General features: G+C 71.8%; 5 protein-coding genes. All 5 read right to left on the reverse strand.

All coding sequences use genetic code 11. The annotated features are described in order from the left end of the window. Positions 1-42: 42 nt before the first annotated feature. Positions 43-363, reverse strand: coding sequence for a hypothetical protein (locus tag JS756_RS02825; RefSeq protein ID WP_205381259.1), 321 nt, complete (start codon positions 361-363; stop codon positions 43-45). Continuing rightward, positions 360-1442, reverse strand: coding sequence for a cytochrome b N-terminal domain-containing protein (locus JS756_RS02830; protein ID WP_205381260.1), 1083 nt, complete (start codon positions 1440-1442; stop codon positions 360-362). Before JS756_RS02830 ends, JS756_RS02825 begins: the two co-directional genes overlap by 4 nt. Then, entirely contained in the window at positions 1439-1978 is a 540-nt protein-coding gene (locus JS756_RS02835) for a hypothetical protein (protein WP_205381261.1), read from the reverse strand. Before JS756_RS02835 ends, JS756_RS02830 begins: the two co-directional genes overlap by 4 nt. Positions 1979-2114: 136 nt before the next feature. After that, on the reverse strand, positions 2115-2405 hold the full coding sequence (locus tag JS756_RS02840) for an SHOCT domain-containing protein (protein ID WP_205381308.1): 291 nt from the start codon (positions 2403-2405) through the stop codon (positions 2115-2117). A gap of 667 nt (positions 2406-3072) precedes the next feature. After that, positions 3073-5718, reverse strand: a complete 2646-nt coding sequence (locus JS756_RS02845; protein ID WP_205381262.1) for a heavy metal translocating P-type ATPase — start codon at positions 5716-5718, stop codon at positions 3073-3075. Positions 5719-6000: the final 282 nt, after the last annotated feature.

Here is a 6000-nt window from a genome sequence, read left to right on the forward strand (position 1 = left end):
ACCGGGGCGGGGTCCGCCCGACCACCCGAGGGCCGCGCGCCGTCACCTCGCTTTCGGTGGTCGGGTGCCCGACACACGCGCCGTGGTCGTCCGTGGCCGGGGCGGTCGCAGACGCAGACGCCGTGGCAGGCGCGGCGGCCCGGCGAGCACGGCCAGGATCCGGGCTGCCTGGACAACGGACGCGGCCAGCACCAGCCCGCTGATGAGGACCAGGATTCCGGTACCGGGGCCGGGCGCGGAGCGCAGCCCCTGGTAGAGCGCGCCCATCGCGAGGACGGCCGAGACGGTCAGGATCCAGAACCACCGCTGCGCACGGCGGACGTCGACACCGGAGCCTCGAGGTGTGCGATCGTCGGTGTTCATCCGTGGCCCTTGGGGTTGTTGACCCACACCTCGACGGTGACTGCCACGAGCGCCAGCAACAGGACGGCGGCACAGGTCATGGCGATCTTCCGCTCGCGCCACAGTCGGCGCGGACTCCGGTCGAGGAAGGGCACCAGGAAGATCAGCCCGAAGACGCCCGCGATGACGTAGGCGATCGAGGCGACCCCGAACCACTCCTCCAGGGGGAAGAACCACCAGAACATCCACAGCGGACGGGTGATCTCGATGCCGTCGACCGGCGTCGGCCCGAGCACGGGCGGCACGAGCACCGCCAGCAGGGACAGCGCGCCGAGGAGCACGAGGCCGAAGGCGCCCACCCGCTTCAGGTGCGCGGTGAACGGCTCTGCCACCTCCTTTTGCGGCTTCGGGATCGCGGGGTGAGGGGAGATCCTGTGCCGCTTGACGAGCAGCCCGTGCCACACGAACAGCAACAGGACGAGCCCGGGGACGATGACGGCGTGCGCGATGTACAGGCGCAGCACGATCGGCACCCGGTCGCTGAGTTCGGGCGTGAACCAGACTCCGGCACCGCCCAGGAGCTTGGCGACCTCCAGGTTGTGCGCCAGTGCCTCGTAGCCCTCCTGGTCCCACTTGATGACGGTGCCGGTGAACACGGCGAGGAAGGTGAACAGGAACATGGCACTGCCGATGATCCAGTTGCCCTCGCGAGGCTTCTTGAACGACGCGTGGAAGAACACCCGCATCAGGTGGAGCAGGGCGAGGACGAACATCGCCTGGGCGGCCCAGAAGTGCAGGCCGCGGGCGAAGCCACCCAGCCAGACGTTCGTGACGAGGTCGCGCACCGACTGGTTCGCGTCTTCCGCGGTCGGCGAGTAGAACTGCGCCATGTAGATGCCGGTGACCAGCAGCGTCACGAAGGAGACGACGGTCAGGCCGCCGAGACTCCAGGTCAGGTTGTTGGCGTGTTCGGGAACCGGATAGGCCAGCGCCTTGATGCCCATGCGGTCGTCGATCGCGTCGACGGCCCGCCGGAGCCCGCCGGGGCGGCGCGGCCGGTCGGCCGCCGCTGCAGCGCCTCCGGGCCGGTCGGTGGTCATGACGCCTCCCGGCGCCTGCGCTCCGGATGCTCCAACTCGCGGATGGTGTGCGGCGGGCGCAGCCGGCGCGACAGCCACAGCCCGCCACAGATGGCCACGACGCCCAGGCCGGCCAGGACGGCGTCGCCACCGTCGGAGATGCCCCGGGCGGGCCGGAACTCTCCTAGGACGACGCTGGTGCCTGTCTCGTCACCGGTCGCGGGGCGGCCGTTCTCGGGTGCGGAGGGCAGTCTGCCGTCGAGCGAGTCCAGCAGCAGCCCCTCGACCTGGCGGCCGACGGCCGAGCTGTAGCCCGGCTGCTCGAGCAGACCCTGCGCCCTGCGGACCTCGGACAGGTCGACGCCTTCCTTGTGCGGCGCCGTCAGGGCATCGTCGATCCGCTCCGCGACGTGGTCCTGGTCGGCGTCGTTGGCGATCAGCGCGATGGCCTGCTCGACGAGCACGGCCGATTCGTCGCTCTCTCCCTCGTGGGCCCAGGCGCTGCCGGCGGTCGCGACGGGGAGCAGCAGGGCGGCCGTGGCGACCGCCCCCGACACGAGCAGCCTGATCTTCGCCGCAAGATCGGATTTCTATGCATGACGGTCAGCCTCGCTCATGGCGCTCCTCCGTGCTCGTCGGGAACTGATGATCCGTGGGGCGTGCGGGCGTTCGGGTGCCTGGGGGGCGTTTCGGTCAATGTTTGGCCGGGCCGGCACCGGCGGTGTGCAGCACCCGGAGACGGCGCTGGTACTCCTCCTCGTCGATCTCACCCCGTGCGAACCGCTCGGCCAGCAGTTGCTCGGCGGAGGGCGGCGCCGGCGGCGTCCGGAGAGCGGAGTCGTGCGAGCCGCCGGGCGCGGGTCGGCCGAGCGTACGCAGGAGCAGGACGAAGGCAGTGACGATCAGACCCCAGAAGACGATCATGCCGAGGGACATGCCGAGCCACCCCCAGCCGTTCATGTCATGGTCGTACCAGAACATCATGGTGATCACTCCGAGAGATCGAAGAGTCGAACACGGACTGCCGCCGCACCGGGACGGGCGATTTACAGCCACCGTCCTCCCACCAAGGCAGCGCGTGCAGGGGCCGGGTGGCCCTGCGCCCGGGACAGTGGGCCCCTACGGGGTAGGGGTAGGGCGACAACAGATCCCATACCGCCCGGCGGGCCCCATACCGCTCCGCCCGGCGTGAGGAGGTCCGCCGTGAACCTGGCCGGCCTGGGCTTCTACTTCGCCGCCACGCCTGGCCGCCCCGATCGGTCCGCCTACGAACACCCGTCGACGGCGCTGCGCATGATCACCGGTGGCGCCGCCCCCGTCGCCCTGGGCGGGGCGCCCTGGTCGGGCAGTAGGTGGCCTGATCGAGGCCCAATGGCGTCGGGGCGACGGGACGGCCGTGCCAGCGAGGAGGGCCGGCTCGCGCTGCAGAGGAGTCTCGCAGCGCGGGATCTCCGCCACACCGCCGCCCTGGAGGACAGCGTCGAGACGCAGAGTGGGGACCCCGTTCAAGGGGGTTGCGACCGCCCGCGGCTGGTCGACGACCGCGTCTCGTACCGCGGACGGTGGACGTCGACGTGCGGGCGGCCGCTGTCCCGTCCACGGCCACGTCCACGTTCTGCGTGATCGCTCACCGGTGAGAGGTTCCGTCGGCTCACCGGCCGACGGCTTGCGCGGCGTCGGTGATGCGGGCGCCACGCAGTCGGCTGGCATTGGTGACCACTGACAGCGAGGACAGGGCCATCGCAGCGGCGGCGATGACGGGAGAGAGCACGATGCCGAAGAAGGGGTAGAGCAGCCCGGCGGCGATGGGGATGCCGATGGTGTTGTAGCCGAAGGCCAGCGTCAGGTTCTGCCGGATGTTGCGCATCGTGGCGCGGGAGAGCCGGATGGTGGTGGGGATGCCGGCGAGGGAACCGGACATCAGGGTGACGTCGGCGGACTCGATGGCCACGTCGGTGCCGGTGCCGATGGCCAGTCCCACATCGGCCTGGGCCAGCGCCGGGGCGTCGTTGATGCCGTCACCGACCATGCCGACCCGGCGGCCCTCGGCCTGGAGCCGGGCGACCTCGGCGGCCTTGTCCTCGGGACGGACCTCCGCCAGGACGCGGTCGATGCCGACCCGGCGGGCGACCGCTTCGGCGGTGCGCCGCGCATCCCCGGTGATCATGACCACCTGCAGGCCCAGGTCGTGCAGGGCCGTCACTCCGGCCGCGGAGTCCTCCTTGACCGGGTCGGCGACACCGACCAGCCCGGCGGGCAGCCCGTCCACGGCCAGCAGCACGGCGGTCTTGCCGTCCGCGGCCAGGGCGGCGGCCCGCTCGGCCAGGACGCCGGTCTGGACCCGGGCGCCGGCCAGCAGGCGGGTGTTGCCGATGAGTACCTCGTGGCCGTCGACGGTGGCCTGCACGCCCTGGCCGGTCACCGACTGGAAGCGCGAGGCGGCGGGTATCCGGATGCCGCGGTCGCGGGCGCCGGCGACGATCGCGGTCGCGAGGGGGTGCTCGGAGTCGGCCTCGGCCGCGGCGACCAGGGCCAGCAGGTCGTCGGGGTCCTGGCCGTCCAGGGCGACGACGTCGGTGAGAACGGGGTGTCCGGCGGTGATGGTGCCGGTCTTGTCCAGCACTGCGGTGTCGATCCTGCGGGCGGTCTCGATCGCCTCGGCGTTGCGGAACAGGATGCCGTTGGTGGCGCCCTTGCCGGTGCCGACCACGATGGCCAGCGGGGTGGCCAGGCCGAGTGCGCACGGGCAGGCGATGATCAGCACGGAGACTGCGGTGATCAGCGCGTAGGTGAACACCGGGGAGGGGCCGGTGACGTACCACAGGGCGAACGCACCCAGCGCGATCATCATCACGACGGGGACGAACACCGCCGAGACCTGGTCGACGAGGCGGGCGATGGCCGGGCGGGACGCCTGGGCGCGGCGCACCATCTCCACGATCTGGGCCAGCACGCTCTCCGCGCCGACGCGGGTCGCCTTGATCCGCAGGCTGCCGGTGCCGTTCACCGTTGCCCCGACCACCTCGTCCCCGGTGTCCTTCTCGACCGGCACGGGCTCGCCGGTGATCATCGACTCGTCGACGGCCGAGTGGCCGGCGACGACCTCGCCGTCGACCGGGACCTTCTCCCCCGGCCGCACCAGCACGATGTCACCGGGGAGGACCTGCTCGACGGGCAACTCGGCCTCCGCTCCGTCCCGCACCACGCGAGCGGTGCGGGCCCTGAGGCCCAGCAGGGAGCGGATGGCCTCGCCGGTGCCGGCCTTGGCCCGCGTCTCGATCAGCCGGCCCAGCAGGATCAGGGTCAGGATGAACCCGACCTCCTCGTAGTACACCCCGCGTATGTCGGCCGGGGCCAGCGACGGGGCGATCGTGATGACCAAGCTGTAGCCGAAGGCGGCGACAGTGCCGATGGTGATGAGCGAGTTCATGTCCGGGCTGCGGTGGGCCAGGCCCAGCCAGCCGGTGCGGTGGATCGGCCAGCCGGTGTAGAACATCACCGGCGTGATCAGCGCCAGCGAGAACCAGGGGTCGGTCAGGACGCCGGGCAGCCAGGCGGGGTGGAAGAACTCCTCGGCCATCACCCCGAACAGCACCGGCGCGGTCAGCACCGCTCCGAACCACACTCGTCGCGCCAGATCGGCGATCTCCACGCGCCGCTCGGTGGCCTCGGCATCCTGTGCGGTCCCCGCGGTCTCGCCCCTCGGGGCGGGCGGCGCCTGGGGCGGAGCCGCCGTCGGGGCCTCCTCGGGCTCTGCGCGGGTTGCGGACGAGCCGGTGGAGGAGTCGGCAGATCCGGCCGAGTCGCCGGTCCCGGCAAACTCCACCGCCGACTCCGGCTCGGATTCCGCCGCGGCGGGCGTGGCGGCCTTTTCGAGCGCGCCCTGTCCGCTGGGCCGCTCCACTCGGTCGGACTCGGCCTGGTCCGGTTCGACCAGCAGGGTGCCGTGGATCATGTTCATGCCGCAGGCGAACCCGTAGGAGCCGGGCAAGGTGGGGGCGAGCTCCACCGTGGTCCGGCTGAAGGGGTACAGGTCGGCAGAGATCCCGAAGTCGGGAAAGACGACCTTCGACGAGCAGTCGCCGCTCTCCTGCCGGTCGAAGACCAGCCGCAGTGGCCGGCCCGCACGCACCCGGATCCGGCTGGGTGCATATCCGCCCCGCACCGTGACGGTGACCTGTTGTCCCTCGCCGGTCCCCGTGGCCTCACCGGTCGGCTCGGGGCCGAAGAACCACCAGGCGAGCAGCGCAGCCAGGACGACCACGACCACGATGACGATCAGGTCGGCTCCGGTCATCTCGACCAACTCCGTATCCGATGCACGCCGGCGCGCGCCGGCGCTCGCCGAACTCGATGCTTCCACCATCCCCGCCTGGGGCGTGGACCGGGTACGGGCCTCTCGTCCCCGGCGGCGAGGCCGGGTGGCCCCTGCGGTGCAAGGAGGGCTGGAGGCCACCATCCCCGCCTGGGGCGTGGACCGGGTACGGGCCTCTCGTCCCCGGCGGCGAGGCCGGGTGGCCCCTGCGGTGCAAGGAGGGCTGGAGGCCACCATCCCCGCCTGGGGCGTGGACCGGGTACG

The sequence above is a fragment of the Streptomyces actuosus genome, from assembly GCF_016921115.1.
In the GTDB taxonomy this organism is placed as follows: domain Bacteria; phylum Actinomycetota; class Actinomycetes; order Streptomycetales; family Streptomycetaceae; genus Streptomyces; species Streptomyces actuosus_A.